Origin of the sequence: Natronospira bacteriovora, assembly GCF_030848495.1 — a bacterium.
Taxonomy (GTDB): Bacteria; Pseudomonadota; Gammaproteobacteria; order Natronospirales; family Natronospiraceae; genus Natronospira; species Natronospira bacteriovora.
Window position 1 is genome coordinate 106,756 of record NZ_JAVDDT010000003.1, and the last position, 25,089, is coordinate 131,844.

A 25,089-nucleotide genomic window follows, 5' to 3' on the forward strand; every position below is an offset into this window, starting at 1 on the left:
ATGGAAAGAATGGGTGTGTCGACACGGAAGAACTCCATGACGCATCCAGCAATGTCCTCCCCAAGACTTCGGCTTGGGCTGCTCGTTTTCGGCCTGACGGCCATCGTGGCCATCAATGGCCTGTTGGCCAGCGACCTCTATCGCCAGTACCAGCGCACGCTGAGCGATGCCCAGGCATCGGCGGGGATCATTGCCAGCGGGCTTGAGCAGTACACGATCCGCACCCTTGAGAGCGTGGATACAACGCTGGACGCCCTCGCCAGCCGTGTACTTGATGCCTACGGACCTATCACCCTGGAACACCCCGACATCACCGCCATCCTGGGCCAGAGTGTGCGCGGCCCGATGGTCAGCAACATCATCGTCGTGAATGCCTCCGGGCGCTGGGTCAATGACCTCTACGGCGACCCCAACCTGGCCTCCAACCTGGCGGATCGGGATTATTTCCGCACCCACCAGCTCATGCCCACCGACGGTCTCTTTCTCGACCGCCCCCTGGAGGCACGCACCAGCGGCATGCACTTCATTGCCGCCAGCCGTGCCCTGCGTGATCAGGATGACCAGTTCCTCGGTGTCATCGCCGCCATCATCGACCCCGGCCACTACCAGGCGCTCTTTCAGGAACTGGGCGTCAATCTGGCGGGTGGCCTGGCCCTGGTGGATACCCGGGGGGCACTGGTGACGACCAGCGGTGACATCCCCGGCTCGCTGATCGAAACCGTGGCAGACAATGGTTCGGCACAGACCCTCAGACAGTTCAGTGATCGGGAATCCGGGAAGGATTACTTTCTGGTTCAACGCCCCGTGGGCGGCTATCCACTGGTGCAGGCCGTCACCATCGACGTCGACCGGGTCCTCCAGCCCTGGCGGGCCACCCTGCGTGGCTACCTTTTCCTCGGCACCGGAGTCAGTCTGCTACTGCTCCTGGGCGTGGTTCTGCTCTGGCGGGAAACCCGGCGCAGTGAATGGGTTCAACAGGAGCTGCGGCAGAGTGAATCCCGCTTTCGCAGTCTGATCGAATCCACCAGCGACTTTGTCTGGGAGATGGATGCCGACGGTTACTGCGTCTACGCCAGCCCCCAGATCGAGGACATGATGGGATACCGCCCCGAGGAAGTGGTCGGAATGCGCCCCTACGACCCCATGACACCGCGGGAACAGGACCGACTGACCGACGTCTACCACAGCATCATCGAAGCCCGGGAACCCTTCCACATGCTGGAGAACCGAAATGTCCACCGGGACGGGCATGAGGTCGTGCTCGAGACCAGCGGTGTGCCGGTCTTTGATGATGAGGGCAACTTCCGTGGCTATCGCGGCATTGATCGGGACATCACCGAACGCAAACGCCTGGAAGAGGCCCTGCGCAGCCTGGCTCTGCTCACCGGCAAGGAGTCCGAGCAGGAATTTTTCCAGCTGGCCAACCGGAACCTGGCAAGAGCCCTGGGCATGCGATGCTGCGTTCTCGTTCAGTGCGTCGGCGAGGAGCAATTGAAAATGCGTGCATGGCACGACGAGAAGGGCGGTCATGAGTGCCCGGCCTTGCCGGAACAGATCATCAGGGCCTTGCTACGTGAAGAACGGCTGGTGATCTGCGACGGATTGGCCAGCGAAATCCCGGATGATCGCCTGGTCAGCGCCATGCAGGGAGAAAGCCTGTTTGCAACAACCATTCGCCCGGCTTCCGGCATTCGCTGGGGTTATCTGATCGCTCTGGATACCCAGCGGGTGACACGCGTGCGTTTGTCCCGGGTGGAACCCATACTGGATGTGTTTGCTGCGCGCATTGCCCTGGAGCTGGATCGCAACCAGGCACAGGCCGACCTCAGCTGGGAAGCCAGCCACGACACCCTGACCGGCCTGCTCAACCGGCGGGCCTTTGATGAGCAGTTACGGCTGACCCTGGCAAGGCCACCGGCCAAGGGCATGGTGCACGCCCTGATCTACATGGATCTGGATCAGTTCAAGGTGGTCAACGACACCTGCGGCCACATGGCAGGCGATGAACTGCTGCGCCAGCTGGCCCGATCGCTGAGCACCCGTTTGCGGCGTTCAGACCAGCTGGCAAGGCTGGGGGGCGACGAGTTCGGCCTGATTCTCGCGGACTGCCCCATGGATCGCAGCATGGAGATCGCCGAGACACTGCTGGATACCATCCGCGCCTTCCAGTTCCAGTGGGAAGGCCGCAGCTTCTCGGTGGGTGCCAGTATCGGCATGACCCATACCCGCGAGGCGGTCGGTGCCGCCAGCGATCTGCTCGCCCAGGCGGATCTGGCCTGTTATGCGGCCAAGGATCTCGGCCGCAATCGTATCCAGGTCTATCAGGTGGACAATCTGCACATCCGCGCACGGCATGGTGAAATGGGCTGGGTTCCCCGTCTGGACCGCGCCCTGGTGGAGAACCGCTTTCAGCTGTTCGGGCAATGGATGGTACCCACATCCCCGGACAGCCACCTGACACCCAGCCTGGAAGTCCTTTTGCGCCTGATCGACGAGGATGGCACCGTCATCGATGCCGCCGAATTCGTTCCGGCGGCGGAACGCTACAATCTGATGACCCGAATCGACCGCCATGTCATCGACCGCGTATTCGCCATTGCCGCGAATACCGACGACGCTCATCGCCCACGTCGATGGTCCATTAATCTGTCCGGTACCTCACTGGGCAACGGGGACCTGCATGCCTTCATAGAAGGCCGCTTCCGGCATTATGAAGTGGATCCAGCGTGGTTCTGCTTCGAGATTACCGAAACCGCGGCCATCCACAACTTCGAAGAAGCACAACGACTGTTCCGGCACCTTCGAAGACTGGGCTGCCGGGTAGGCCTGGACGACTTCGGCAGCGGCCTTTCCTCGTTTGCCTACCTGCGGGAGATCGAGGTGGATGCCCTGAAGATAGACGGCAGCTTCGTCCGCAGCATCGCCAGTGATGAAGTCAGCCGCAGCATGGTCCGGGCCATGCACGAAGTGGGCAAGGCAATGAACCTCGATACCGTGGCGGAGTTCGTCGAAGACGACGCCATTCTCGCCGTACTGCGGGAACTGGGCGTGGACATGGCGCAGGGTTACGCCGTTCATCGACCCCAGGCACTGGAGGAACTGATCCCACCGCCCCTGTCGTGAACCGGCAATGCACGGACCCGGATGCCGGCCAGTGACGGCCCCTCAGCGCCAGTGACGCCCCGGGCGCCAGCCCCACCAGACCATCAGGATCAAACCGAAGACCATGCCGCCCAGGTGAGCGAAGTGGGCAATGCTGCCCATGGCACCGGTCAATCCGGCAAACAGGGAAAAGGCCCCGAAAAGGACCACGAACCACTTTGCCTTCATGGGGATGGGTGGAATGAGCAGAACGATGCGTTGATTGGGAAACATCAAACCGAAGGCCAGCAGGATGCCGAAAACACCACCCGAGGCACCGACGGTGGGATAGATGTTGCCGTCTGCCGCGGCCGCACTCGCCACCAGCAACTGCACAACAGAGGCGCCAATCACGCAGAAGAAATAGAAGACAAAAAATCGGCGCCAGCCCCAGACGTTCTCGATCTGTACCCCGAACATCCACAGCGCCAGCATATTGACGAACAGATGGAGGTAACCACCATGCAGGAAGGCCGAAGACAGCAACTGCCAGGGCTGAAAATAGGGCGTATTGGCGCCCCAGAGGGCGAAATGCTCCACCATCCAGTTGAAATTGGACAACTGCATCATGAAGACGATGACGCAACTGGCCATCACCCCGGTCACGACCGGGGGAAAGTTCGACCAGGGTCGCTGAATGCTTGCCATGCCTGCCATCCTCCGAAGAATGAGGTTCTACGCTATCCGCCTGTTGCCTCCGGCGCAAGGGGTTGACTGGCCCCGGCTCCCGGCCTCGGTTACGATCATGGCCTGTCATGACCACGGAGCCAGCCATGTTTGCCCTGCATCGCCTGATCGCCCTGCCCCTCTTCGCCTGCGCTGCCCTGCTGCCTATGAACGCGCCAGCGGCCGACCAGGCGTCGCTCGAAGACCTGGACGAGTGGATTGAGGCCGGCATGGCCGACTGGGGCATCCCTGGCCTGGCGATCGCCGTGGTGCATCAGGACGAAGTGATCTACGCCCGGGGCTTCGGCCTTCGCAAGCTGGGGGAATCGGCGACCGTGGACGAACACACCCTCTTCGGTGTGGCCTCCACCACCAAAGCCATGACGGCAGCTGCTCTCGCCATGCTGGTGGATGACGGCAAGCTGGACTGGGACGATCGAGTCGTCGATCACCTGCCGAATTTCCGCCTGTCGGATCCCTGGGTCACCCACGAGGTTCGCGTACGCGACCTGCTCACTCACCGGGTCGGCGTCGGCCGCATGACCGGCAACCGCCTGCAGTTCATGAACTACAGCCCGCGAGCCGACATCATCCACCAGATGCGATACGCGGAGTTCGAGCAGCCCTTCCGCTCGGCCTATGTCTATTCCAATGTGATGTATTCGGTGGCCGGGGAGCTCATCCCGGCCATTACCGGCAAGAGCTGGGATGACTTCATCATGGCGCGTCTGTTCGAACCACTGGGCATGAAGGACAGCAACACCAGCATCACGGCCATTGCCAGCGATGCCAATGCCGCCTGGCCCCATCAGGAAATCGATGGTGAGGTGGTGACCATTCCCCGCCGCAATTTCGACAATGTGGGCCCCTCGGCGTCGGTCAACAGCAGCGTCCACGACATGGCCCAGTGGATGCGCCTGCAATTGGGTGAGCCCGGGGTGTACGGGGGTGAACGGCTGATCAGCGAAGAGCAGATGCGTGAAACCCATCAGCCACAGATCGCCACCGGGCGCGATGACCATCAATCCCCCATCCGTGCCTATGGCCTGGGCTGGAGCCTGGGTGACTATCGTGGCTACAGCATTGCCCAGCACGGAGGGGCTTCAGACGGCATGAATACCCAGCTGATCATGGTGCCGGAACTGGAGCTCGGCGTGGTCGTGGTCAGCAATACCTTTAACAACTTCCGCCTGGCCCTGGCCAACACCATCATTGACCGGATGGCTGGCCTGGACGAGAAGGACTGGCATGAGCACTACCTGTCCGATTTCCAGGACCGCAAACAAAGTGCCCAGGAAAAACGCGACGAGATCCATGCGGCCCGGCAATCCGGCACTCGGCCTTCCGTCTCACTGAATGAATTTGCCGGGCATTACCACGACCCGCTATACAAAGACGTGGAGGTCTTTTCCCCGGGCGAAGGACGCCTGGCCCTGCGCTTCTGGGGGGATGATCGCCACATCGCCGATCTGGAACACTGGCACCATGACACCTTCCGGGCCATCTGGCGCAACCCGGCCCGACGGGAAAAGTTCGTGCACTTCACCCTGGATGCGGACGGTCAGCCAGACACCCTGACAGTCAACTTCACTTTGCGTCCGGATGTACTGCAGGTGGGTTTATACCCGTCCAGCTATCAACGGTCGGTTACTTATCAGCGGCGTGAACAGAATTAGCGGCCTGGCAAACGCATGAAGGTTTCCCGAGCGAACTCGCCTTGCCGCAACAGGGCATGGTACAACTCACGAGTCGCGGTTTCCGTATCACCTCCTTCCCAGCCCGATGGAGAGGCGAAGGCGTCGCTTCCGCCGTAACCTTCCCCGGCGCCGAGGAGGAAGCGACTGATGGCCCGGAGGGACACATCGGCATCCACGACCGTGCCATCCGCCCAGTCGAGGCTGCTCACCAGCAATCCCTCCGGCATCTGATACGCCAGAGCGCCGGCAATCTGCTGGTCAACGAAGGCTGCCAGGCCTTCGGCAAGCGCCGGTCGCTCACGCGCCAGAAAACGCGCGGTACCGTCTCTTTCCCGGGTATAGGCAAAGCCGGCGGTCAGATCCGCGATCAACGTCCAATGAGCTGCCACATCGACACGTTCATCGGCCGCCAGCCAGCCGTCTTCGCTGAAGCGGATTCGCGCCGGCAGGCCCCAGGGCCGCGCCATGGCCATCAATGATTCCACGCTGATGGCGCTACGGTCGAATAGACGCCGGGCGGCTTCACGGTCGGCATCATCGCCAAACAGATAAAGCAGTTCGTAAAAGCCCTTGTGGCCACGCAGCATGGCAGCCAGTGTCCTCAGAGACCATTCGTCCTCACCGAAATCATAGAAGGCGCGCGATTCATCCCAGGCGGCATCCAGCTCGTGCACGATCAGACGGGCCTTGAGCAGAAGATCTTCCGGCCCTCGCCCCAACCAGCCAGCCAGTCGCTCCTCCTCAAGTCGCCCCATATCGTCCTCACCACCCGGTTTCTTCCAGCGCACCCAGGCATAGTTCATGGCATGAGCGGCGGCCATGCCCTGCATCATGCTGGCCGCCGAGAAGTCCTCACCTTCCGGGTCAGCATGGAATCGTCCATCCTGATAATGGCCGTCATATACGTTTCTGCTGAGGCCAGTCAGCAGGCCCAACGGCAGATGGCGAATGCCGTCATCCAGATCATGGTGCGCAAACCAGCTCTCCCGGTGATGCATGTGATAGAGATAGACACCCCAGACATGATCCTCAAGACGTGACTCGCCCCGCCCCTGCCACTGCCCGGCCTCCATGACGGCATGCGGGTAAACGGAAATACCGCGAGAGAAATTGGCCTGGATGGCCTGGAACAGCCTCAACCACTCACTGGCACGGTTCCGCATGAAGTCATCATTCATCTCGGGCTTGAACGATGAATGCCCCATTTCGCTGTCGCGGGATCGCGCCGCCTCCATGAACAGGACGTTCAGGGCGTCAATGGCATCAGAGAATCGCATGGTGTCGCCAAAGCCCGCCGCCTGTTCCTCGGCAAGGCAACAGGCCACCTGCCAGGGTTCGGAATCAGCCAGTTCCTGCTGATCACCGGTCTCCTCCTCTTCGATGGCCGCATCGGCCGCCTCCGGGGTGGTCTCATCGGGGGAACGATCACAGGCCCCGAGCATCAGAATCAGAACCAGACAGAAAAACACACGTCCGGCATGGACTTCACTCAAGGCTTCTCTTACTCTGAATTCCATGAATGACATTGCCTCCCGAGCATCCGAACCCTCGTCAATCGAGGGTGTTGAGCGCGCCATCGAGCAGCTCAATCAAATCATCCTGGGCAAGGATCGGGCCGTTCGCCTGTCCCTGTGCTGCCTGCTGGCGGGTGGCCATCTGCTGATCGAGGACATTCCCGGGGTGGGCAAGACCACTCTGGCGCACGCCATCGCTCGCAGTCTGGGGCTGAGCTATCAGCGTATCCAGTTCACCAGCGACTTGCTACCCGCCGACATTCTCGGGGCATCGGTGTTTGACCGGGAACGGGGCGACCTGACCTTCCGCCCCGGACCGATCTTTGCTCAGACGGTGCTGGCGGATGAGGTCAATCGCGCCACCCCCAAGACCCAGAGCGCCCTTCTGGAGGCCATGGAAGAACACCAGGTGACGACGGAAACCACCACCCGTCCCCTGCCGGAGCCCTTCTTTGTCATCGCCACCCAGAACCCGCAACAGCAGGTAGGCACCTTTCCCCTGCCGGAATCCCAACTGGATCGTTTCCTGATGCGCCTGAGCCTGGGCTACCCGGATCCGGCGGCTGAACGGCAGCTGTTGCTGGGTCAGGATCGACGGGAACTGCTGACCGAACTGGAGCCCGTCTTGCGGGCCGATGATCTAAGCGCCCTCAAGACCCATGCCCGCAATGTGCATCTGTCCGAGCCCCTGATGAATTACCTCCAGGCACTGGTGATCGCCACCCGGGAATCGCCCATGCTGGAGAGTGGCCTGTCGCCCCGTGGTGGCCTGGCCCTGCGTCAGGCGGCTCAGGCCTGGGCCCTGATGCACCGACGCAAGGGCGTCGAGCCGGAAGACGTTCAGACGGTGTTCCCGGCCGTGGCCGGCCACCGCCTGGTACCCCTGCCCGAATACCGTGGCCGCCTCAATGAGGTCGTCGAGACCCTGCTGCGGGACACGCCGGTGGCGTGAGGCCCCTTGGCTGCCGTTCTCCGTCATCCCCTGCGCACCCTGCAGACCCTGGCCCGACACTGGGCCTATCGGCGTCAGGGGCCTGATCACAGCCCCCTGAGACTGCACCGAAGGCGCATCTATATCCTGCCCACTCGCAGCGGCGCCGCCATGGCCATTGTCATTGTCGGCATCGTTCTCGCCGCCATGAATTATTCAAACAGCATGGGCTTCCTGCTGGGTTTCACCCTGGCCGCCCTGGCCCTGGTCAGCATGCATCACTGTCACCGGCAACTGACCGGGCTGCTCATTCGCAGCGGCCGGCCAAGCCGCGGCTTTGTCGGGGAAATCCAGACGCTGTCACTGAGCGTGGAAAGCGATGACCGGGTCGACCGCTGCGATCTCCTGCTGACCGATGAGTCCGGTGAACCGCGGGATGTGACGAACCTGGCCGCCGGCCAACAGGCCCGCCTGGCCTTGCCTGTGACCCCCGGCCGGCGCGGGCCACTGCGTATTCGTCGTTTCGGCATCGAGAGCCGTTACCCCTTTGGCCTGTTCCGCGCCTGGTGCTGGCTGGATCTGCCGCTGGAGGGCCTGGCCTGGCCGACCCCGCTGAACAGCGAGCCACGCCATGCCGACGATCCGGAGGATGACAGCGGCCAGCGGGAACAGGCCGGTACCGAGGACTTCGCCCGCCTGCGTGACTACGTGGGGGGTGATCCCATCGCGCGCCTCCTGTGGCGGCACTATCTCGCCCGCGATGAACTGGTGGTCAAGGAATTCGCCAGTCCGGCTGGGGAAAGCGCCATCTGGTTCGACTGGGAACAAAGCGGCCCCGGTGACACCGAAGTTCGCCTGTCACGGCTGACCCACTGGGTGCTCAAGGCCGAGGCGGACGATCAGGTCTGGGGCCTTCGTCTGGCTGATCAGGCCATTGGCCCGGGCCGGGGTGCCTCCCAGACCCGTCAGGCCCTGGATGCACTGGCCCTGTTCCAGCAGGAGCGTAGCCCCGATGAGTGAGCTCACGCCCAAACTGCGGGAACGCGAGCTGCAACTGCTGGCACTGGGCATGCTTGCCAGCATCCTGCCGGTGGCCGGCACCCTTCCCGTCTGGGTGTTACTGTTCAGCCTGCTGTTCGCGGTCTGGCGACTGATCCCGGGCTGGCTGGGGCGCCGCCATGCGCCACTGGCCTTCCTGCGCCTGCCCATCGGCCTGGCCTGTTTCGGTGGTGTCTGGCTGGAATTTGGCAGCTTCAATGGCGTGGAACCGGGCACCGCCCTGCTCTGCCTGATGCTGGGTCTGAAATTGCTGGAAAGCTGGAAGCCGCGGGATGGACTGATTCTGGCAATGCTGGCCTACATTCTGCTACTGGCCGCGTTTCTCAATAACCAGGACCTCCCGGTGGCCGTCTGGCTGACACTGGTGGCCGCCTTCCAGACCGGGGTTCTGCTTCGCCTGTCGCGCATCGGTGAGCCGGGGCCGCTGGCACCCAGTTTTCTCACGGCCGGCAAGCTCTTGCTGCAGGCCCTGCCCGTCGCCCTGATTCTTTTCGTTCTGTTTCCCCGCGTCCCCGGCCCGCTGTGGGGCACGCCCACGCCGGAACCTCGTGCCGTCACCGGCCTGTCGGATCGCATGAGCCCGGGCTCGGTCAGCCAATTGGCCCAGTCGAACGAACTGGCCTTCCGGGTCAGCTTTCCCGAGAGCCGTGAGCCACGCCCCGATGAACGTTACTGGCGAGGGCCGGTGTTCCATGAATTCGATGGTCAGGAATGGCGTGAGGGCTCACTCCCCGATCATGAACCGGGCTTCCTGCCCCTGGGAGATCCCATTCGCCAGGAAATCACGCTGGAGGACCACGGCCAGCACTGGGTCATTGCCCTGGATATCCCCGGCGGTGACCTGCCCAACAACACCCGACAGCGCAGCGACATGCGCCTGGAGTCCAAGGATCGGATCAGTGACCGTATTCGATACATGGTGGACTCCTGGCCCAGTTACAGTCTGGATCCGGCGCTGCCCGACAGCTGGCGTGAGGCACTGACTCGCATCCCGGAAGACAGCAACCCGGAAACACAGGCCCTGGGGGCTCGCTGGGGTGAGGAAAGCAATGGCGACGCCGAGGCCCTGATCGAACGGGTGCTGGATCATTTTGGCCAGGAAGATTTCTACTACACCCTGGAACCGCCACGGTTGGGGCGTCACGCCATGGACGAGTTCCTGAACGACAGCCGCCGGGGCTTCTGCGAACACTATGCGGCCGCCTTCACCCTGCTGATGCGTGCGGCCGGTCACCCGGCCCGGGTGGTGACCGGCTATCTCGGGGCGGAGTACAACCCCATGGCCGGCCATTACCGGGTTCGCCAATCCAATGCCCACGCCTGGAGCGAGGTCTGGATCGCCGGTGAGGGCTGGCGCCGGGTCGACCCCACCGGCGCCATCGACCCCAGCCGGGTGGAAACTACCCTGGCCCTGGGCGAGCAGGCTGAAGAAGAGGAATGGGAAGGCGGACTGAGCCTGGAATACCTGCAGCTCCAGCTGGAGATGCTGTGGGACACCGTGCAGGCCCGCTGGGACGGCTGGTTCCTGGCCTACGGCCCGGAGCGCCAGCAGGAATTCCTGGAAAACCTCGGCCTGCCCGGCCGGGATGCCCTGCGCCTCGCCCTGATCATGGTGGCCCTGATCGGGTTGAGCCTCCTGCTGCTGTGGCTGGGGCTGTGGTGGCGCCAACAACCGCCACCCTCACGCGACCCGGTGGAACGTGCCTGGCAGCAGTTCCAGCGCCGCATGGCCCGCGCCGGCTTCCCGCGCCAGCCCAGCGAAGGCCCGGAGAGCTGGCAGCAACGCCTGCAACAGGAAGCCCCCGCCGTGGCCCAGGCCACTCAAAGCCTCATGGACCGCTTCCGCCGGGCACGCTATGCCGGCAATGCCGAGGAAGCGCAGCGAATCCGGGAAGAACTCCGGGCATTGCGCGCGCGGTCCCTCCGCCGCCTGGGGCGTGAATAGCGAGGCGATGGACGCGTCCTGGGGAAACTGCCAGAACATTCTGGTCAATACCCCTGTAGGCGCGGATTCATCCGCGCAATGGCTGGAATCCGCCGTCAATCATGTTGCTCTACCGAACACCTGGTGAGCCTGGCTGGCCGTTCCACGAACATGGCCCTGCAGAATTCGAGCCATTGCGCGGATGAATCCGCGCCTACAGGGGGTTTCGAGTCACCTTAAGTTCGGCGTCTTCGGTAGTTCCAATGTTTTCCCGTTCGCTTACGCGGCCAGGTGATCGCGCGTGGCGCGGAATTCGATCTCCGGGTGGCGTTCCATGGCCAGGTCCAGATTGACCCGGGTGGGGGCGATGTAGACCAGGGTGTCGGCGTGATCGATGGCCAGGTTGTCCGCCGCCTTGCGCTTGAACTGCTCCAGGGCCCGGTCATCCTCGCCATACACCCAGCGGGCCGTGGCCACGTTGATGGCTTCAAACTTGCAGTCCACTCCGTACTCAGTCCGAAGGCGTTCGGCCACCACATCGAACTGCAGCTGACCCACGGCGCCCAGAATCAGATCGTTGTTGCGCAGGGGACGGAAGAGCTGGGTCGCCCCCTCTTCACAGAGCTGATCCAGGCCCTTCTGCAGCTGCTTCATGCGCAGGGGGTCGGCCAGCACGGCGCGCCGAAACAGCTCCGGGGCAAAATTGGGGATGCCGGTGAACTGCAGTTCTTCCCCTTCCGTGAAGCTGTCGCCGATGCGGATGGTGCCGTGGTTGTGCAGGCCAATGATGTCGCCGGCCCAGGCTTCCTCGGTCTTCTCCCGTTCCGAGGCCATGAAGGTCAGAGCCTTGCTGATCTTCACATCCTTGCCTATACGCACGTGGCGCAGCTTCATGCCCGGCGTGAAGCGCCCGGAGCAGATGCGCATGAAGGCCACCCGGTCCCGGTGGGCCGGATCCATGTTGGCCTGCACCTTGAAGACGAAGCCGGTCAGCTTGTTCTCCGAGGGCTGCACTTCACGCACGGTGGTACTGGCCGGCCTCGGAGCCGGTGCCGTACGGACGAAGCTTTCCAGCAGTTCCTGGATGCCGAAGTTGGCAATGGCGGAACCAAAGAAAACAGGGGTCAGCTTGCCGGCCAGATAGGCATCGAGGTCAAAATCCGGCGTGGCCTCGCGCACCAGCTCGATTTCGTCGGCGTATTCCCCGGCATCATCACCCAGAAAGGCCTGTGCCTCGGGGGAGTCCAGACCGTCAATGGTACGGTGCACGCCACGAGCTCCCCCCTTGGCTTCCTCGTAGATGTAGATGCGGTCTTCCAGCAGATGGTAGATGCCCTTGAGGCGTTTACCCATGCCGATGGGCCAGGTGATGGGGCTGCACTGGATGCCCAGTACCCGCTCCACTTCATCCATCAGCTCCATGGGATCTCGCCCTTCCCGGTCGAGCTTGTTGATGAAGGTATAGATGGGGGTATCCCGCAGCCGGCAGACCTCCATCAGTTTGATGGTTCGTTCTTCCACACCCTTGGCGCAGTCGATCACCATCAGTGCCGAGTCCACCGCGGTCAGCGTGCGGTAGGTGTCCTCGGAGAAATCCGCGTGACCCGGGGTGTCCAACAGGTTGACGATGTAGTCGTCAAAGGGAAACTGCATCACCGAGGAGGTGACGGAAATACCGCGCTCCTTCTCCATGGCCATCCAGTCCGAAGTGGCATGGCGGGCCGACTTGCGCCCCTTGACGGTGCCCGCCAGCTGGATGGCACCACCGAAAAGCAGCAATTTCTCGGTGAGGGTCGTCTTGCCCGCATCGGGATGGGAAATGATGGCGAAGGTTCGCCGACGCTGGTATTGCTCGGTCATGGAAGGAATCCGGATATCGTCAGGATAAACCGCACATTTTATCAGCTTTGACGCGGCGGCGAGGCGGGGAAACCGTGGAACCACCGAACACGCCGAATACACTGAAAAAATCGAAAGCGAAAGAATTCAACAGCGGACACGAAGAAGATCAATGCTGGCAAACCGGTACATGCGTTGCCGCGTTCAATACTGACCGAGATGAACCGCATCTCTTCGTGATCTTCTGCCTTTCTTCTCTCCTTCGTAATGGCTTTTTGATTTTTTTCGGTGTATTCGGCGTGTTCGGTGGTTCCAGGGGTTTTCCGGATCATGCCCCCGGGGCACATCAGTCCAGTGACAGCTCCCGGGCCAGCACCAGGGCATCCTCGCGGATGCCGGAGTGGTCGGGGTAATACCCCCGACGCAGACCGATTTCGTTGAAGCCGAGACTGTCGTAAAGCTGACGGGCGGCATGGTTGGTGGGGCGGACTTCCAGAATCATGCGCTCGGCACCCGCCTTGCGAGCCAGCGACATGATGTGATTCATGAGAATGCGGCCCAGGCCCAGGCGCTGCCAGGCCGGGTCAATGCAGATATTGAGCACATGGGATTCGCCCGCCGCCACGGAAACGATGCCATAGCCGGCAATGCTGCTGTCCACCTCAATGACCCAGCACTGGTAACCCGCCCGCAGACAGTCACGAAAGACACCCACCGGCCAGGGAAAACCATACGCACGGTTCTCGATCTCATGCACACGCTCAAGGTCCGCCACGGACATGCCGCGCACGCGGCTCGGGGCCACCTCGTCACGGACCTGGCTCATGAAGTGGACTCCAGGGTTCGGCGAAGCAGACGCAGATCATCCCAGACCTTGCGCTTCTCCAGTGGTGAACGCAGCAGATAGGCCGGATGATAGGTCACCACGGCAGGAATGGCGAAACCGGGCAGGCGATGAACCTGTCCCCGCAGGCGGCCCACGGCGGCCGTGGATTCCAGCAGGGTCTGGGCAGCAACGCGCCCGACCAGCATGATTACCCTGGGCGATATCAGTTCGATCTGGCGGCGAAGGTAGGGAAGGCAGGCCGCAATCTCCCCGGGCTGGGGATCCCGGTTATCCGGTGGCCGCGACTTGATGATGTTGGCGATATAGACCTTCTGACGATCCGTGCCGGCGGCGGCCAGCATGGCATCCAGCAGCTGCCCCGCCCTGCCCACGAAAGGCTCGCCCTGGCGATCTTCCTCGGCACCGGGGGCTTCGCCGATCAGCATCCATTCCGCCTGGGTATTACCGACGCCGAAAACACCCTGGGTTCGAGTGGCATGCAGAGGACAGGCCTGGCATTGCATGACCCGTTCACGCAGGGCAGACCAGTCGAGGGTAGCCACCGGCGGACGGTCGGCCGCGGAATCCGCTCCCTCCACCGACTGATTGGCCTCGGCCGCTGTCTCCTGCGGCCCACCCGGTTCGACCACCGGAGCCGAGCGCAACTGCCAGGCCGGGATATTCAGGGCCTGCAGATAGGCCTTCCGGCGTGCCTCCTCAGTCACCCCGGCCTTCCTTCGCGTCCGCATCACTGCCACGACTGGTCACCCCGCGACGGTAGTATCGACGCCATAGAGCAAGGACGGGACCTGACAGGGCGTAGAGGAAGAACCCGGCGAACAAGACCGGGGCCGGAGCCAGGGCAATCAGGATGAAACTGCTGGGAATGAGAATGGCGTAGGTGAAAGGCACCCGACCACCGGCCAGATCCAGATCCTTGAAGCTGTAATAACTGAAATTGCTGACCATCAGGGCCGCGATGGCCACGGCCAGCAGGTACACCACCGGCAACATGAAGGCGGTGTGCAGCTCGAGCTGAGCCAACAGCCAGGCGCCAAAGGCGATGCAGGCGGCGGCAGAAGGACTCGGGAGGCCCTGGAAGTACCGGCGGTCCGTGGTGGCGGCTCGGGTGTTGAAGCGGGCCAGACGCAGTGCGGCGGCCACGGCGAAGAAGAAGGCCACCAGCCAGCTGATCTGGGCCCACCACCACCAGGGCTCGTCGCCGAGTACGCCCATGCCCCAGTTGTAGACGATCATGGCCGGCGCCAGACCGAAGGAAACCAGGTCCGACAGGCTGTCGTATTCTCGTCCGAACTCGCTTTCCGTCCCCGTCAGGCGGGCCACTCTGCCATCAACACCATCCAGCACCATGGCCACCAGCACGGCCACCCCCGCCGCACGGAATTCCCCGTTCATGGCCGCGATCATGGCAAAAAAACCCGCGAACATGGCCGCCGTGGTAAACAGATTGGGCAGCAGGTAGATACCACGCCGACCGACGATGCTGGATCGCTTTGTCGTCTTGCTGCGTTTCTTCCGGGCCACCGGCATCACTCCTTGGGCTTGGTTCAAAAGGCATGTCGCCACGGCTACATACTGCCACGAGCCACGGACAGCGAGAAACGCCTCAATCGTGTATCAGCACGGCCAGCATGTCGGTTCCGGCCCGCACTCTGTCCCCGGCGGCGACCTTCAGGTTGAGATTGCCCTGGATGTGCACACGCGCCTCACGTGCCAGACGCCGGTAACCGAAACGTTGACCCTGCCCGAGTCGTTCCCCCGGCCGGATGAAGGCGATGGGCCGGCACCAGTGAGGCCGGGACCGGCCTTCCAGCTCGGTAATGATGTCGTCGTTCTCATCGGTGCGCAGCCACAGGCCCCGTTCCGGACCCTGTTTCTTGCCGCGCAAACCCATGACCTTGCCCTCCACGGGGGCACGGATGGACCAGGCCGCCAGACGGGAAATCCGGAGATGAATGACCGTCCAGCGTTCGCCGGACGCCCCCTCTTCCGGCTGTTCGACGGCCAGTACCTCACCGTCCACCGGGCTGACCACGGCCAGGGGCGTGGATGGGATGCGGCGCACCGGGTCGCGGAAAAGAATCAACAGGCCCACCGCCATCAGCAGGCCCAGGAGAGAAAGCCAGGGCAGCGGCCACAGCAGCGCCAGCGCCGACAGGAGCAGCAGCACTCCCACCGGCAGCCACGCCTCGCCGGCCACCAGAGACGCTTCACGCGCCATGACCGCCCTCCTCGTCATCGGAGGCCCGCATCCAGGGCATGCGGTCACGCAGGCGCTTGCCCACGGTTTCGATCAGATCGTCCTTCGCCTGGTGTCGATGCGCCTTCAGAGTGGGAAAGCCGGCCGCCTGCTCCCTTTGCAGCTGGCGATCGAATTCACCGCTGCGCACTTCGGCCAGCGCCTTGCGCATGGCCTCCCGGGAGGCCGCTCCAATGATTCTGGGCCCCTGCTGCACGGCGCCCAGATCGGCTACTTCCGAGATGGATTCCCGCATACCGGCTATACCACGCTCGTGAATCATGTCGGCAATCAGCTTGACCTCGTGAAGACAGCAGAAATAGGCCACCTCCGGCTGATAGCCCGCTTCCACCAGTGTATCGAAGGCGGCCCGGATGAGTTCGCTCAGACCACCCACGAGCACGGCCTGCTCCGCAAAAAGATCGGTCTCGGTTTCCTCGGCAAAGGTGGTTTCCATGACCCCGGCCCGCCCATGGCCACCCGCACCGGCGTAGGCGAGAACGAGCGGCCAGGCCTGCCCGCTGCCGTCCTGGTGCACCGCCACCAGGGCAGGCACACCGGCGCCCTTCTCGAAGGTGGCCCGAACCTGTTCACCGATTCCCAGGGGCGCGACCATGATCACGTCCAGATCGTCCCGGGCTCTGAGATGGCCATGGTGAATCGCATAACCGTGGGCGAACAGCAGGGCCGCGCCTGGCTTGAGATGACGGGCCAGCACGTCCTCGTACAGGCGTGGTTGCGCCGTATCCGGAACCAGCAGAACCGCGATATCCGCCTGCTCGGCGGCGGTATCGGGATCCAGTACCGTCAGACCATCGGCCTCGGCCCGGGCCCGACTGGCCGAGCCCTGTCGCAAGGCGACACGAACCTGCAGACCGGCGTCACGCAGATTGCGGGCCTGGGCACGCCCCTGGGCCCCGTAGCCGAAAACCGCGATGATCCGCTTCTCCAGCGGCTGGCGGTCCAGATCCGCATCGTACCAACGGCGCATGGCTGATCTCCCAGGGCACGCAAAAAGGGGGGTTCGAGGCGGCGTAAGCTACTGCGGCGAAGAGCGCTAATCAAGCCCCGGGTTTCGCCCCGCCCTCGCCCCCCTTCGTGAACGTAGTCGTATGACGATGCTCACGAAGGGGGAGGCGCGCCCCTGTCGCCGAACCGGCCAAGCCGTTAAAATGCAGGCCTTGCGCCGTTTTCCGATTCATTTGCCGTTACAAGGGGCTCCAATGCGCGTTTCCCAGTTCCCGCTGTTCACTCTCAAGGAAGTGCCGGCGGATGCCGAAGTCGTTTCCCATCAGCTGATGTTGCGTGCGGGCATGATCCGCCGCCTGGCCTCGGGATTGTATTCCTGGATGCCGCTGGGTTTGCGGGTGCTGCGCAAGGTGGAACGGATCGTGCGCGAGGAAATGGATCGCGCCGGCGCCCTGGAGCTGGTGATGCCGGCGGTGCAGCCGGCCGAACTATGGCAGGAATCCGGCCGCTGGAAGCATTACGGCCCGGAACTGCTGCGCCTGAAGGATCGCCACGATCGGGAGTTCTGTTTCGGCCCCACCCATGAGGAAGTGATTACCGATATTACCCGACGGGAACTCAAGAGTTACCGCCAGCTGCCGGTCAACTTCTACCAGATCCAGACGAAGTTTCGCGACGAGATCCGGCCACGGTTTGGCGTCATGCGGGCGCGGGAATTCCTGATGAAGGATGCTTATTCCTTCCATATCAGTGAGGCGTCACTGGCGGAAGGCTACGAAACCATGTTCCAGGCCTATACGCGAATCTTCCAGCGCCTGGGACTGCGTTTCCGTTCCGTGGAGGCGGACAGCGGCAGCATTGGCGGCAGCGTCTCCCGGGAATTCCATGTCCTTGCCGACTCCGGCGAGGATGAAATCCTTTCCTCGGATGGCAGTGAGTACGCTGCCAATACCGAACTGGCCAGCAGCCCCGGCCCGGCCATTGACACGCTGGCCCCGGCGGATGCCGAAAAGTGCGCCACACCGGACACGGAAACGGTGGAGGCCCAGGCGAAGATGCTGGGTCTGGCGCTGGATCGTATCGTCAAGAGCGTGGTGGTGATGAGCGATGACGATACCCCGGCGGTGCTGTTCATTGCCGGTGACGATGAACTCAACCTGATCAAGGCCGCCCGGGCCCTGGCTGCGGAAGAGGTCCGACTGGCCACGGCCGAGGAGGTGCTTGAGGCCACCGGCGTCCCCAAGGGTTTCATCGGCCCCGTCGGCCTCCCGGACGGCTTGCGTGTGCTGGTGGATCATCGCGCCGCCACCGCGACGAACTTTTCTTCCGGCGCCAATGAGAAAGATCAGCACTGGATCAATCTCAACTGGAACCGGGACGTGCCGCTGCCCGAGACGGCCGACCTGCGAATGGCGAAGGCAGGTGAGCCCGCTCCCGACGGCAAGGGTACCCTGCATTCCAGTCGCGGCATTGAGGTCGGCCACATCTTCCAGCTGGGACGCAAGTACAGCGAAGCCATGAATGCCACCGTGCTGGACGAGAATGGCCGCGATCAGGCCATGTACATGGGCTGCTACGGCATTGGCGTCAGCCGCATTGTGGCCGCCGCCATCGAACAGAACCACGATCAGAAGGGCATCATCTGGCCGGCTCCCCTGGCCCCCTTCCAGCTGCTCATTATCGGCATCGGCATGGATCGATCGGAGGCGGTGCGTGAGGCAGCCGAGGATCTGCATGACCGTCTCCAGCAGGCCGGCGTCGAAGTGTTGCTGGACGATCGGGATGCCCGCCCGGGGGTGAAGTTCGCGGATGCCGAACTGCTGGGCATCCCTCATCGTGTGGTCATCGGTGACCGCGGTCTCAAGGAAGGCAAAGTGGAATACCAGGGCCGGCGGGACGACGAGTCGACGAAGCTGGACTATGCTGGAATTGCAGACACCCTGCTGGAAAAGCTGCGAAGCTAGGAAGGAAGCATGCCAAGGCACATGACCCGGGGATTGATCATTGCCTGTAGCGGCCTGCTGTTCTCACCGGCAGTGGCGGATGAACAGACCGTGGACCCGGGCCTGCGTGACACCCTCAAGGCGGCCGTCGAGGAAAGCAACAGCTTCTCCGATCGTTTCGAGGCCGAAGTCTGGCTGATGGACATGTCGTCCCGCCTGACGCGCTGGATCGAAGATGAGGAAAAACGCCTGCGCCTGCTGCGCATGGTGCATGCCGAAGCGCAACGGACCGAGCTGGAGCCGGAACTGGTGCTCGCCGTGATCCATGTTGAGAGCCGCTTCGACCGGTTCGCCATCTCCCGCGTTGGCGCCCGTGGCCTGATGCAGATCATGCCCTTCTGGCTGGATGAAATCGGCCGCCCGGATGACAACCTCTTTCACCTGGACACCAATCTCCGTTACGGCACCACCATCCTGCGCTACTACCTGGACAAGGAAAACGGCAACCTGACCCGGGCGTTGGCCCGCTACAACGGCAGCCTGGGCAGCATGCGCTACCCGAGTCTGGTTTATACGGCACTGGCGGATGTGTGGTATCGGGATTGACCCGCCGCCGGGTTCAGCCTTTCCGTTGTCGTTGTCGGCATTTTCGGGCGTCGGGAAGGCCGATTACGATTACGATTACGATTACGACAACGAGGGTGGTGGCCAAGCCTGTCGTGGCTCAACGGGTACGGAAACCTTCTTCCACTTCGCCCTCGTAATCACGGCAAACTACATCCTCCACGCTGGAAGAAGGGGATCCTTCCCATAGCCACTCGCACAGGGCATCAACCGACTCTGCCGGTCCGCTGGCCACGACCTCGACTCGACCGTCCGGCAGATTCCTTGCCCAGCCGGAAACACCGAGTGCCCTCGCCTCCTTCTTGGTACTGGCCCGATAGAAGACACCCTGAACACGACCGGAAACCAGACAGCGACGCGTGATCGTTCGACTCATGCGGCATTCTCCTTCTGCTGTTCATGCCACCATTCTATGACCCATCGCCCCCTGCAGCCCAGTGGCGTAGCAGCGCTACGCCTCGAAGGAAGCGCAAGCGATTGCGTTCCCGATTCATCCCTGCCCCGGACTTCCACTCTGGTCAGTGGGCCCCAAAAAAGTTCTTCGCAGAGAAGCGGGGAGCAAATCGGGAGTGGTTGCCGGGGTGGGTCTTGGTGGCCCTGACCAGAACACGCCGTGAATACATCCTTGTAGGCTCGAGGGAAACGTCCCTGTTTCCCACGGTTCTGGTCAGGGCCACCAAGACCCTTTCCAGAGCGGTGATTCGGCGGGTTGGTGGGGATGTTCCCGGAAGCGTAATCAACAGGACGTTGATTACGCAGCCTACAGGGACGTACTTGCGGCGGTTCCGGGAACATCCCCACCAACCCGACGCCCCCTAACCGCTCGTACTTCCCCGCTTTTCTGCGAAGAACCAAAAAAAGGGGCCCCAGTGGGGCCCCTTCTTCCTGACGACTTGTCAGAGTCCGATTACCGGCTACCGGCTTCACGCAGGTAGCGACGGTCGGAGTCTTCCACCCGGCCAATCTGCCAGGCACCGCGGTTGCGGGCATGGTCAACGGCCTTGTCTTTCTCGGCCTGGGTCGGGTGCTTGTAGACCTTGAACTCCTGATCCGGGTAGATCAGGTCGGCGTCTTCGATCTTGTCGCGGTTGGCGCGGAAGATCAGCGGCCACTGGTAGGGGTCGCCGTAGACGTCGGACTTGCCGGAAATGCGCCACAGGCTGTCACCGCGCTCCACACGATAGTTCATGGTGGCGGCTTTCAGCTCGGACACCAGGGCACGTGCGGTTTCGTAGGCATCACGGTAGTTGCCGGCATCGTAGGCACTCTCAGCCCGGCGCAGACGATCACGCTGATCAGCCGTCATGTTGGTGAAGGTCTTGGCCTTCTCGATGTACTCAGCGGCCTTCTCAGCGTAGCACTCGTCCTGGGCTTCCTGGGCAACCCGGGCGGCACGCTCGGCCAGTTCCTGTGCCTCCTCGAAGTTACCCTCGGCTTCGGCGGCTTCGGCCTGGGACAGATAGTCCCCGGCGTTACCCACGTCGGTGCAGGGCTCTTCGGCGGATGCAATGATGGCCTGTGCATCATCAATGGCCTGACGGGCCATGTCACGGGCCTGCTCGTCAACCTCCGGCTCATCCGGAGCAGTCTGGCAGCCCACCGCCATGGCGGCGGCGATCGCCAGAATCGCGGCATGCTTGCGGGAAAGCTTGATCATGGGAAGCAACTCCTGAGTAGCTTGTTATTCTGGTGAGTCGAAAGTAACGAATACTACAGCCTTTCACATACGGAAAACTAGCACTGTACAATTTTTTCAGTCAAGAAACGCGGCCCAAAGTTCAGGCGCGTTTTCAACCACTCTTCTGCTACCATCCTGACTTCCGGGAAAGCATTCAGCAGCAGAATTTTTCTGACTGCAATCAAAAAGCTAGCAGTGCGCGTAAGTAGGGTCAAGCACTCATTTTTTCAAGCCATCGGATGGAGATTCTGGAATGCCGGTAACCATTTACCATAACCCGCGTTGCTCAAAATCAAGGCAGACGCTGGAGCTTATTCGTGACGCCGGATTTCAACCGCAGATCATCGAGTACATGAACTCACCACCCTCGGTGGACACCTTGCGGGATCTGCTCACGAAACTGGGGCTCGGAGCCGCCGATCTGGTCCGTCGCAACGAGGCCGCCTTCCGGGAAATGGGCCTGTCCTCCGCCAGCGAGGAAACGTTACTTGAAGCCATGAGTCGGGAGCCGAAACTGATCCAGCGTCCCATCGTGGTAAGAGGTCGCCAGGCCAGGCTGGGGCGCCCCCCGGAAGACGTGCTGGAAATTCTGGAGTAAGGCGTTCCTCTGATGACGAAAATCCTGATCCTCTACTACAGTCGCCACGGCAGCGTGGCCGGACTGGCCCGCCAGATCGCCCGAGGGGTCTCCGCGGTGCAGGGTGCCGAAGCCGTCCTGCGCACGGTGCCGCCGGTGTCAGCCACGACCGAAGCCACCACCCCACCGGTGCCCGAATCGGGTCCGCCCTACGCCGAGCATGAGGATCTTCGCAACTGTGATGGCCTCATTCTGGGTTCCCCGACCCGCTTCGGAAACATGGCCGCCCCCCTGAAGTATTTCCTGGACGGTACGGCCGGCCTCTGGCTCAAGGGCACTCTGGTCGACAAGCCCGCCGCGGTATTCACCTCCACGGGAAGCCTGCACGGCGGGCAGGAGACCACTCTGACCAGCATGATGCTGCCCCTGCTCCATCATGGCATGCTGATTACCGGCATCCCCTATACGGAGACCGCGCTGAACACCACGCGCAGCGGTGGCAGCCCCTACGGGGCCAGTCACTTTGCCGGCAGTGATGGCGACCAGGCACAGACGGACGAGGAAGAGACCCTGGCCAGGGCGCTGGGAGAACGGGTGGCGCGCCTGGCCCGGACATTGAAGGAAGGACGATCATGAATGCACTCAAACGCGCCCGTGCCATCTGCGCCGGCTGCGCCCTGCTGCTGGCGCTCAACTGGGGCCTCTGGTACGGGGTGGTCGCCCCGTCGGACGATCTGGGCATCGGCCTGGCCATCGTGGGCATGGCACCGCTGATCCTGCTGATTCCGGGCATGCTGCAAGGCAAGGTTCTGCCCACGGCCGTGCTGGGTTTTCTTTCCCTGTTCTACCTGGCACACGGCTTCACGGAACTGGTGGCAAATCCGGCCGTACGGGTGCTGGCCAGCGCTTCCACCCTGCTCGCCCTGCTGCTCTTCCTGTCAGCCAGTCACAGCCTGAGAATCCAGAGCCTGCATCGGCCGGAATAAGCCGCTGGCAGAACCAACCCGCCCCTAGTCCGATGCCTCGGGCAGCACTTCGCGCAGGAAGGGGATGGTCAGGCGACGCTGGGCGCTGAGGGACAGGCGATCAAGGCGATCGGCCAGATCCATCAGGGTATGCATGTCGCGGCGGGCCCGACGCATCAACCAGCGCGCGCTGTCGTCCGGCAGCGCCAGTCCGCGCTGTGCCAGGCGCTTTTTCAGCGCCCGGACACGGTCTTCGTCGTCCAGGGAAGCCAACTGATAGACCGGGCCGGAGGCCAGGCGAGAGGCCAGATCCGGCAGGGCGAGCCCAAGCCCGCCAGGCAGAGCGGCGGCCGTCACCAGAAGCCCGCCACCCTGCTCCTTGAGTCCTTCAAAGAGACGGAACAGGGCCCGTTCCCAGTCTCGCAGCCCGGCCACGGTTTCCAGATCATCGATGCAGACCAGTTCGAAGGATTCCCATCCCGCCAGCAGATCTGGCGATCGCAGGGCAGGCTGACGAAGAGGAAGGTAGGCGGCCTGCCGCTTCAGGGCATGAGCATGGTGACAGCTGCCCTGCAAAAGATGCGTCTTGCCACTGGCCGGTGGCCCGGCCAGAAAGAGACAACCCGTCATTTCACCGGCCGCCATGGCGCGGCTGGCCGACACGGCGGCCACGTTGTCACCCTGGAAAAAATCTTCCAGGCGACTTTCCACGGACAGCTCGATACCGAGTGGCAGCTGCTCTCCCCCTGCGGGTAGCTCGTCCTGACTCACGCCTCCCCCTGACGCGCCTTCTTCATCTGCCGCATCCAGTCCTGCAGATAATCCAGACCGCTGACCACCACTGACAGGGCGGCAACGGCCACCGCTCCGGATTTCAGAGCCGGCGTCAGGAAAGGCCAGGCGGCATCGGCAATCACCAGCAGCACGAAGCAGACCTGGACGGCGGTATTGATCTTGCTGGTGAGAAAGGGACGGACTTCAAAGTCAGCCAGGTGATGGCGGTTGTACCAGGCACCCAGCACGATCCAGAGATCGCGCACGAAAATCAGTACCACCAGCCAAACGGGCACCAGCCCCTTCCAACCAAGGGCGATGAAAACCGCGGCGATCATGAGCTTGTCGGCGGCGGCATCCAGGACAGCGCCAAGCCGGGTCTGCCAGCCGAATCGCTTGGCCAGCCAGCCATCCACGCCGTCGGAGATGCCCGCGATGGCAAACAGGATCAGTGTCAGAAGGTACTGCTCGGCAAACAGCAGCAGCAGCATGGGCACGATCAGGATCAATCGGGCCACACTCAGGGCGTTGGGCAGCCAGCGCAGGGACATCATCGCTCTCCTTAGCGCAGGCGGTAGGTGGGCAAGGCCTCGACAGGGCTGAGCTCGATCATGGCTCCCTGCTCGCGGTTCCGCTGATCGGACGGATCCACCCGTACGAGGCGATCACCGAGCTCGATGGCCTGTTCCAGGCTACGCAAACCACCGCGTGCCTCGACGATGAATATGGCGGTATCCCGCTCAAGGGATTCCAGGCGGATCCGCTCCACCGGCGTCAGCCCCTGAAGGTAACGTTCCACCGCGACGTAATCTTCCAGTTCATCAAGGCCGCGAATGCGCAGGCGCAGGCCATCGCCGCCCCCGGTGGCGGCCGCCACGGCGAAACGCATGGCAAGCCTGTCGGCCGTCTCATGGATACCGTCGCCGAGGGCGAGATGGCGCGCCTGGGGCGAACTCCGCCAGCGCACCACACCATCCGGCTGATACAGCGTCCAGCGGGCACTCCAGCCGTCACCACCCAGACGATCCACGCGCCCGATCAGGATGGCATTGGGGCCATACCGCCCCGACGCTTCCAGCACCTGCTCATCGAACCCGGCCCAGATATCCGCGAAATCCACCTGACCGCGGTCGCTCAGATCCATCAGGGGAAACAAAAGGGGCAGACCACGCTCGCGCGCCGCTTCCAGCAGCACGGGGGCGCGTTCACGGGCTTCATCCTCGGTCAGTACGCTGCGATTACCGCCGTCACGCAGCGCCAACCAGACCAGAGTACGCGGGCGTTCCCGACCCCACAGGGGGTGGCCGCTTTCGCGCACCTGACGATCCATGGCATCCGGATCGAAACGCACCCACAAGGCCAGTTCCCCATCGTCTCCGGATTCAAAGCGGAATCGCTCCACCAGCCCTTCCAGGCGATCCACGATGGGGCCGAGTTCACCGTGCAGCTCCGGATAGCGTTCACCGGTGATGCGGGTGAGCACCGTGATGCCGGCCGAGCGGATGCCCTCGGACCGAGCCTCGCGGCTGCGATCATCCACCACCACGCGCGCCTCATACAGCGCCGCACCGCTCACCTCAGCCGCCGGAGCCGGGGGAACGAGGAGAACGCACAGGGCCAGAAGGCCAATCCATTGACGAAGGTCAGTTAGCAGATTCATCTAGCTGGAAGTCCATCAGAAACGTTGGGAACAGCAAGGCTG

24 protein-coding genes are annotated in these 25,089 nt (G+C 62.9%); 10 read left to right on the forward strand and 14 right to left on the reverse strand.

Going from position 1 to position 25,089, the window contains the following annotated elements; genetic code table 11:
- Nucleotides 1-36 precede the first annotated feature (36 nt).
- Nucleotides 37-3,123: an EAL domain-containing protein gene (locus tag RBH19_RS06045; protein ID WP_306727926.1), complete on the forward strand. Its 3,087-nt coding sequence runs from the start codon at nt 37-39 to the stop codon at nt 3,121-3,123.
- Between the two features lie 42 nt (nt 3,124-3,165).
- Here RBH19_RS06045 and RBH19_RS06050 read toward each other — a convergent pair whose 3' ends face one another.
- Entirely contained in the window at nt 3,166-3,789 is a 624-nt protein-coding gene (locus RBH19_RS06050) for a rhomboid family intramembrane serine protease (protein ID WP_306727927.1), read from the reverse strand.
- 107 nt (nt 3,790-3,896) lie between these two features.
- On the opposite strand from RBH19_RS06050, the gene RBH19_RS06055 reads away from it, so the two are divergent.
- The gene (locus tag RBH19_RS06055; protein ID WP_306727928.1) at nt 3,897-5,483 is read left to right on the forward strand and encodes a serine hydrolase; all 1,587 of its coding nucleotides are present in this window, start codon (nt 3,897-3,899) and stop codon (nt 5,481-5,483) included.
- Here RBH19_RS06055 and RBH19_RS06060 read toward each other — a convergent pair.
- Nucleotides 5,480-7,021: a hypothetical protein gene (locus RBH19_RS06060; RefSeq protein WP_306727929.1), complete on the reverse strand. Its 1,542-nt coding sequence runs from the start codon at nt 7,019-7,021 to the stop codon at nt 5,480-5,482. The genes RBH19_RS06055 and RBH19_RS06060 overlap by 4 nt on opposite strands.
- Between RBH19_RS06060 and RBH19_RS06065 the strand changes: the two genes are divergently transcribed.
- The 3 genes from RBH19_RS06065 to RBH19_RS06075 are packed head-to-tail and all read left to right on the forward strand — an operon-like array spanning nt 7,020 to nt 10,953.
- Entirely contained in the window at nt 7,020-7,970 is a 951-nt protein-coding gene (locus RBH19_RS06065) for an AAA family ATPase (RefSeq protein ID WP_306727930.1), read from the forward strand. The two genes, RBH19_RS06060 and RBH19_RS06065, sit on opposite strands and share 2 nt — an antisense overlap.
- A 6-nt stretch (nt 7,971-7,976) precedes the next feature.
- Nucleotides 7,977-8,969: a DUF58 domain-containing protein gene (locus RBH19_RS06070; protein WP_306727931.1), complete on the forward strand. Its 993-nt coding sequence runs from the start codon at nt 7,977-7,979 to the stop codon at nt 8,967-8,969.
- The gene (locus RBH19_RS06075; protein WP_306727932.1) at nt 8,962-10,953 is read left to right on the forward strand and encodes a transglutaminase TgpA family protein; all 1,992 of its coding nucleotides are present in this window, start codon (nt 8,962-8,964) and stop codon (nt 10,951-10,953) included. The genes RBH19_RS06070 and RBH19_RS06075 overlap by 8 nt, the downstream gene beginning before the upstream one ends.
- Nucleotides 10,954-11,211: 258 nt before the next feature.
- On the opposite strand, the gene RBH19_RS06080 is transcribed toward RBH19_RS06075, so the two are convergent.
- The 7 genes from RBH19_RS06080 to ilvC all read right to left on the reverse strand — a co-directional run bounded on the left by RBH19_RS06080 (nt 11,212) and on the right by ilvC (nt 16,848).
- Nucleotides 11,212-12,792 (reverse strand): peptide chain release factor 3, encoded by a 1,581-nt coding sequence (locus tag RBH19_RS06080; RefSeq protein WP_306727933.1) that lies wholly within the window; start codon nt 12,790-12,792, stop codon nt 11,212-11,214.
- A 41-nt stretch (nt 12,793-12,833) separates the two neighbouring features.
- On the reverse strand, nt 12,834-13,103 hold the full coding sequence (locus RBH19_RS06085; protein WP_306727934.1) for a hypothetical protein: 270 nt from the start codon (nt 13,101-13,103) through the stop codon (nt 12,834-12,836).
- Between the two features lie 14 nt (nt 13,104-13,117).
- A complete protein-coding gene (gene rimI, locus RBH19_RS06090) occupies nt 13,118-13,597 on the reverse strand; it encodes a ribosomal protein S18-alanine N-acetyltransferase (protein WP_306727935.1) in 480 nt (159 codons plus the stop codon).
- On the reverse strand, nt 13,594-14,322 hold the full coding sequence (locus RBH19_RS06095) for a uracil-DNA glycosylase (RefSeq protein ID WP_306727936.1): 729 nt from the start codon (nt 14,320-14,322) through the stop codon (nt 13,594-13,596). The genes rimI and RBH19_RS06095 overlap by 4 nt, the downstream gene beginning before the upstream one ends.
- On the reverse strand, nt 14,315-15,142 hold the full coding sequence (gene pssA, locus RBH19_RS06100; protein WP_306727937.1) for a CDP-diacylglycerol--serine O-phosphatidyltransferase: 828 nt from the start codon (nt 15,140-15,142) through the stop codon (nt 14,315-14,317). The genes RBH19_RS06095 and pssA overlap by 8 nt, the downstream gene beginning before the upstream one ends.
- 82 nt (nt 15,143-15,224) lie before the next feature.
- A complete protein-coding gene (locus tag RBH19_RS06105; protein ID WP_306727938.1) occupies nt 15,225-15,839 on the reverse strand; it encodes a phosphatidylserine decarboxylase in 615 nt (204 codons plus the stop codon).
- On the reverse strand, nt 15,829-16,848 hold the full coding sequence (gene ilvC, locus RBH19_RS06110; protein WP_306727939.1) for a ketol-acid reductoisomerase: 1,020 nt from the start codon (nt 16,846-16,848) through the stop codon (nt 15,829-15,831). Before ilvC ends, RBH19_RS06105 begins: the two co-directional genes overlap by 11 nt.
- A gap of 232 nt (nt 16,849-17,080) precedes the next feature.
- On the opposite strand from ilvC, the gene RBH19_RS06115 reads away from it, so the two are divergent.
- Nucleotides 17,081-18,790: a proline--tRNA ligase gene (locus RBH19_RS06115; RefSeq protein WP_306727940.1), complete on the forward strand. Its 1,710-nt coding sequence runs from the start codon at nt 17,081-17,083 to the stop codon at nt 18,788-18,790.
- 9 nt (nt 18,791-18,799) lie between these two features.
- Nucleotides 18,800-19,375, forward strand: coding sequence for a lytic transglycosylase domain-containing protein (locus RBH19_RS06120; protein ID WP_306727941.1), 576 nt, complete (start codon nt 18,800-18,802; stop codon nt 19,373-19,375).
- Between the two features lie 118 nt (nt 19,376-19,493).
- On the opposite strand, the gene RBH19_RS06125 is transcribed toward RBH19_RS06120, so the two are convergent.
- Together RBH19_RS06125 and RBH19_RS06130 are read right to left on the reverse strand one after the other, a co-directional pair.
- Nucleotides 19,494-19,769 carry an acylphosphatase gene (locus RBH19_RS06125; RefSeq protein ID WP_306727942.1) on the reverse strand — a complete coding sequence of 92 codons (276 nt, stop codon included), beginning with the start codon at nt 19,767-19,769 and terminating at the stop codon, nt 19,494-19,496.
- Between the two features lie 531 nt (nt 19,770-20,300).
- Nucleotides 20,301-21,050, reverse strand: a complete 750-nt coding sequence (locus RBH19_RS06130; RefSeq protein ID WP_306727943.1) for a LysM peptidoglycan-binding domain-containing protein — start codon at nt 21,048-21,050, stop codon at nt 20,301-20,303.
- Between the two features lie 274 nt (nt 21,051-21,324).
- On the opposite strand from RBH19_RS06130, the gene arsC reads away from it, so the two are divergent.
- From arsC to RBH19_RS06145, 3 genes are read left to right on the forward strand one after another with little or no spacing between them, the layout of a single operon-like run.
- Nucleotides 21,325-21,669 (forward strand): arsenate reductase (glutaredoxin), encoded by a 345-nt coding sequence (arsC, locus tag RBH19_RS06135; protein WP_306727944.1) that lies wholly within the window; start codon nt 21,325-21,327, stop codon nt 21,667-21,669.
- A 12-nt stretch (nt 21,670-21,681) separates the two neighbouring features.
- A complete protein-coding gene (gene wrbA / locus RBH19_RS06140) occupies nt 21,682-22,284 on the forward strand; it encodes an NAD(P)H:quinone oxidoreductase (RefSeq protein ID WP_306727945.1) in 603 nt (200 codons plus the stop codon).
- Nucleotides 22,281-22,634: a DUF2069 domain-containing protein gene (locus RBH19_RS06145; protein ID WP_306727946.1), complete on the forward strand. Its 354-nt coding sequence runs from the start codon at nt 22,281-22,283 to the stop codon at nt 22,632-22,634. Before wrbA ends, RBH19_RS06145 begins: the two co-directional genes overlap by 4 nt.
- 24 nt (nt 22,635-22,658) lie before the next feature.
- Here RBH19_RS06145 and hda read toward each other — a convergent pair whose 3' ends face one another.
- From hda to RBH19_RS06160, 3 genes are read right to left on the reverse strand one after another with little or no spacing between them, the layout of a single operon-like run.
- The gene (gene hda / locus RBH19_RS06150; RefSeq protein ID WP_306727947.1) at nt 22,659-23,384 is read right to left on the reverse strand and encodes a DnaA regulatory inactivator Hda; all 726 of its coding nucleotides are present in this window, start codon (nt 23,382-23,384) and stop codon (nt 22,659-22,661) included.
- A complete protein-coding gene (locus RBH19_RS06155) occupies nt 23,381-23,938 on the reverse strand; it encodes a CDP-alcohol phosphatidyltransferase family protein (protein ID WP_306727948.1) in 558 nt (185 codons plus the stop codon). The genes hda and RBH19_RS06155 overlap by 4 nt, the downstream gene beginning before the upstream one ends.
- An 11-nt stretch (nt 23,939-23,949) precedes the next feature.
- Nucleotides 23,950-25,047: a DUF2066 domain-containing protein gene (locus RBH19_RS06160; RefSeq protein ID WP_306727949.1), complete on the reverse strand. Its 1,098-nt coding sequence runs from the start codon at nt 25,045-25,047 to the stop codon at nt 23,950-23,952.
- Nucleotides 25,048-25,089: the final 42 nt, after the last annotated feature.